This window comes from Streptomyces sp. NPDC059456 (assembly GCF_042750055.1).
Taxonomy (GTDB): Bacteria; Actinomycetota; Actinomycetes; order Streptomycetales; family Streptomycetaceae; genus Streptomyces.
In genome coordinates this window covers 1-2981 of record NZ_JBHYVA010000881.1, presented here as the reverse complement: position 1 = coordinate 2981, position 2981 = coordinate 1, and the positions used below count along the sequence as shown (strand labels likewise).

At 73.2% G+C, this 2981-nt stretch carries 3 protein-coding genes and 2 pseudogenes; all 5 read left to right on the top strand.

Annotated features, from left to right (window positions below; genetic code table 11):
- A pseudogene (locus ACFXA3_RS39990) lies at nt 1-555 on the top strand (hypothetical protein); the annotation flags it as partial.
- A gap of 160 nt (nt 556-715) precedes the next feature.
- Nucleotides 716-1402 (top strand): DUF4232 domain-containing protein, encoded by a 687-nt coding sequence (locus ACFXA3_RS39985; protein ID WP_385195939.1) that lies wholly within the window; start codon nt 716-718, stop codon nt 1400-1402.
- Nucleotides 1403-1415: 13 nt separating this feature from the next.
- Entirely contained in the window at nt 1416-1733 is a 318-nt protein-coding gene (locus tag ACFXA3_RS39980) for a hypothetical protein (protein ID WP_385195936.1), read from the top strand.
- Nucleotides 1734-1945: 212 nt separating this feature from the next.
- Nucleotides 1946-2428 (top strand): RICIN domain-containing protein, encoded by a 483-nt coding sequence (locus ACFXA3_RS39975; RefSeq protein ID WP_385195933.1) that lies wholly within the window; start codon nt 1946-1948, stop codon nt 2426-2428.
- A gap of 319 nt (nt 2429-2747) precedes the next feature.
- A pseudogene (locus ACFXA3_RS39970) lies at nt 2748-2981 on the top strand (hypothetical protein); the annotation flags it as partial.

Genomic DNA, 2981 nt, shown 5'->3' with positions numbered 1-2981 from the left:
CGCGCCCGCCCGCCCCGGCGTCCCCCCCGGCGGGCGTCCCCCCCCCCCCCGCCGCGGGCGGGGGGGGGCGGCCCCGGGGCGGGGCGGGCGGGGCCGCGGCGGGTCACCCCCCGCGACTCGCCCGCGGCCGGCGGTCTGCCGGGCACGGACACCCGGGAGCCCTCTCCCCCTCCCTCCGGCTCCGGGCCGAAGGCCAAGCCGTCCGCCGGCGCCCCGAAGAAGCCGCACACGGCACCGACCTCCTCGACGGCGGCCTCGCCCGCCCCGGTCCAGCCGGGCCCCGTACCGACGGGCTGCGCCGGCTGGACCCACAAGGACCCCAAGCCGGGCACCTACGGCTACATTTCCGGCGACCACCACCTGCTGGCCGCGCCGTACCAGAACTGCCCCGCCGGCGCCCTGGTCAAGGACGGCACGAAGCTCTGGTACCACTGCTACGCGGTCAACTCGTACGGCAACCAGTGGACGTACGTGCGCGTGGACGGCACGAACACCACCGGGTGGCTGTACAACCGCGACCTCACCGGCCAGAAGGGCTCGTCGCCCGCGTGTTAGCGGGAGGGCGCGGCGCCTGGCGGCGGCAGGGCCGGTACGTCATGGTTGTGTCACCGGAGCGGTACGGCGCTGTCGCCGCGGGAACTCCTGTGGGGCGTTTCGCCGTGCCCGTCTGCGTGCGGGCCGGCAGGCGACCGGTCGCGATCCTCGGGAGGCTCCCATGCAGTACACAGCACACGTCCGACGGTCCGCGGCCGCCCTGGTGGTCGCGGCTGCGGCAGCCGCCCTGATGACGGGGTGCACGCCCTCCGGCGAGACCGGCGCGGCGGACGGACCTTCGCAGTCCGTACAGTCACCGGCTCCCGGGGCCGCCGCCGGCGGCAGCAGCAGCTCCGGCGGCACGGGGCAGACGAAGCCCACCCCCGCCTCCCCCGCCTCCCCCACCGCGTCCGGGGGTAAGTCAAAGCCCTGCACGATCGACGACGTGAAGATCGCGGAGGCCCGCCAGGCTGCCGTCCGGCCGCCGGGCACGGGAACCGGCGCCGCCGTCATCGCCGTGGCCAACGTCTCGAAGAGCGCCTGCACGTTGCAGGGGTTCCCCACCGTCGCGGGTGCGGGCAACGGGTCCCCCGGCAAGAACGCACCGCTCGCCACGACCCACAGCGGCTCCGCGGCCACGGTGTCCCTGGCCCCGGGCGCCCGCGCCTGGACCAAGATCACCTTCGTCAACGTGCAGGGCGAGGCCGACGGATACTGCGAGTCCGGCGCGACCCCGGCCTCGTACCCCACGCTCGTCGTCGGCGTCCCGGGCGCGGGCGCGCACCAGACCGCCCTCGACGACGGAGTCTTCGCCCTGTGCGACAACAAGGCCACGGTCACCGCGTATTCGGCGGCCAAGCCCTCGTGACGCGGGTCGCGCGGTGATCGAGATCGCCCCCGGGGATCCGGAGAGCGCGGAGCCCCACCGCAACCTGCTTCCCGTGGTCGAGCTGCTGCTCGCCCACGGGAACCGCTTCGTGCCGGGCCGCGAGGGCTTCGTCGTGGACCCTCGCGGCGGTGCGGTGTGCGAGCTGGAACTACCGCTGGACTTCGACCTGTTGGCTGCGGAGGTGACGTTCCCGGAGACGGTGCGCGCGCGGCCCGACAGGGACGGGATCCTGGACCGTGCGACGTGGTGCCTCATCTCGGGCCCGGGAGAGCGGGCGAGCCGGATCGTGCTGCCCCCGCGCAGGGACTGACCGGCGGCACGGGGACGGGCGGGTGGTGCGCGCAGAGTCAAGGAACTCTGCGTCCAGCGCACAGCCCGCCGGGCGCCACGCTCCGTACGGTGGGACCGAAAGAACGGCCCCGTTCACGTCGTGGTCACCGTCATGCGCAGGTGAGCGATGACACCACGACGCATCCGCTCGCGGCCGTCTTCTTCCCTCCACCGACTGAAAGGTCCACCACAGTGACGAGGACTCTGACCCGCATCGCCGCCACCTCCGCAGGCCTCCTGCTCGCGGCAGGGGCCGCACTCATCACTGCGCCTTCCGCTTCGGCCCTCACCAGCGGTCAGCAGCACAACGTGGCCTCGGGCAAATGCCTGGGCATCTACGGGAACGTCAGCGACAACGGCCAGGACGCCATCCAGTGGGACTGCAACGGCAACGCCGACCAGAACTGGGACTTCACCGGTGTCGGGGGCGGCTACTACCGGCTCAAGAACGGGAACGGCAAGTGCCTCGGCATCTGGGCGTCCACCGGCGTGGCGATCCAGTGGAGCTGCAACAACAACGCCGACCAGAAGTGGTACATCGACTCCACCGGCGGCTCCGCCCAGTTGCGGAACGGCGGCGACTGGAACAAGTGCCTCACCATCTCCGGCAGCGGCAACGGTGCCATCGCGGTGCTGGCGAACTGCAACCACCAGACCAACCAGCTCTGGTACTGATTTCCGCAGGTCTGACAGTGGCGACCGCGAGGTCCCGCGCGCGGGCGGGTTTCGTCGCCGAACTTCCCCGCACCGCAAGCAGAAACGAACCTGCTGCGGGACCCTGCATCCGGCCGTAGGCCATGCGAGGGAAGTGTCGGCACGGCACGCCGCCGACCGTCACGGGTGGCGGGGCATTCCGATAGACACCGCCCGTGATCAACAGCTACCGCAGAACAGCTGTCGCCCGCTGCCGATGCGCGGGCGGGACCGGACTTCCGAACGAGGCCGAAGGGGTGAGCCCGTGTCGATGCGACCGCCCCTCCGCATGAACCGACGGGTGACCCGCGCCGTGCGCGGCCGGCCGCGTGCGCTCGTGCTCGCCCTCACGCTGGCACTCGCCGTGGCCGCGCCCGTCGGTGCGGTGTCCGCCGAGCCGCGGCCCAGCGCACCGGCCTCGGCCCCGGCAACCAGCCCCTCGCCCTCGGGGAGCGAGGGGACCCTGTGGCGGGGCGAGGCCAATCAGCGCGTGGTCGTGAGCGCGCTGCCCCGCCCGTGGGGCTTGGCCGAGCCC